Raw genomic sequence first — 1,182 nt, 5'->3', positions numbered from 1 at the left:
GCATCAAATGCAGCTTAAGCCTTTAGGTGCTTCAGATATGCTGGAATATCTCCAGTTGAGATTGGAGTATGCTGGCTATACCGGCTTGTTAGAGCTGTCAGAAAGTCAGGTGCAACATTTAATTGATATGGGGAAAGGTTTGCCTGGTCGGGTGAATCGTTTGTTCAGTAGTGTCGTGTTAGAACCGGGGGCATTAAAGCTACCGGTTAAGAGCCGTAAAGGAGTGCCGAAGCAGGTTTTTTGGGGTGTTGCCGTTCTGCTTTGCTTCTCATTTTTACTCGTGTCTTATCAATATGGCTTGTTTACTGAAGGAGATAGCGAAGCAGTCGCGCACGAGCAGCCGGAGCAAGAGAATAACTCTGATGAAAATAAAGTGTCTCTCGTAGAGCAACAGAGAGAAGCAAGGTTAAGAATGCTTGATCAGGCCCTGTCAGAGAGTTTGGCTAAAGCTTCAGAAAGCAATATAGATAGTTTGGATAAAGGTCGTCAGGGTAGTGGCGAGATTAAAAAAGGTTCGCTCAATAAGCCTGAAATGTCGGCGTCTCGATCAATTCCAGAGAGCGCTGGTGTTAAAGAGCTTGTTGAGCCCGACAAGGTACAAGATGGCACTCTAGCAGATAAAGAAGTTAGCGTTCCAGAATCGGATCAACTAGTTAGCGATACTTTGCAGATAGAGAAAATCGCTAAAAATGTACAGGAAAAAATTATTCCTGCCGCAGAGAGCAGCCGTGAAATACTTAAGCCGTTCTTTAAGGGGAAAGCATGGGTTGCATCCCAAAACTCAAGTGGTTATTCAGCTCAAATTTTAGGTAGCTATAACGAGAAAACAGCGATAGACTTCGCAAAGCGCGTAAGTAAAAGTGCTCAGCCGATATACTATCTTGAAACGCTGCATCGCGGTAAACCCTGGTTTGTTGTTTTTTATGGTGTTTATCCTGATAAGGCTTCCGCCAATGCTGCGCTCAAGGTGGCACCTAAAATTATTACTTCTCAACAGCCTTGGTTGAGGAGTTATGCTGGAATTCTCAAGTCTTATCCGAGGCAATAACTAAATTAGTTTTTTGAAGCTATCTATTTGAAATATAAGGATAGTTTATGCTTTTCTACGAGTTTTTTCTGCTTATACGCCTTCTTTAAGTTTGTACTGAATAAGCACGATGTGTAAAATGTCCAACCCCAATT

General features: G+C 42.6%; 1 protein-coding gene. It reads left to right on the top strand.

The window, feature by feature from the left end:
• Nucleotides 1-1,048, top strand: a 1,048-nt coding sequence (locus A3735_RS23180; protein ID WP_156499857.1) for an SPOR domain-containing protein, incomplete at its 5' end; no start/stop codon positions are given.
• Nucleotides 1,049-1,182 lie beyond the last annotated feature (134 nt).

The organism is Oleiphilus sp. HI0061 (genome assembly GCF_001635675.1).
The sequence above is the reverse complement of the archived record's forward strand: the minus strand, read 5'-3'. Positions and strand labels throughout refer to the sequence as shown.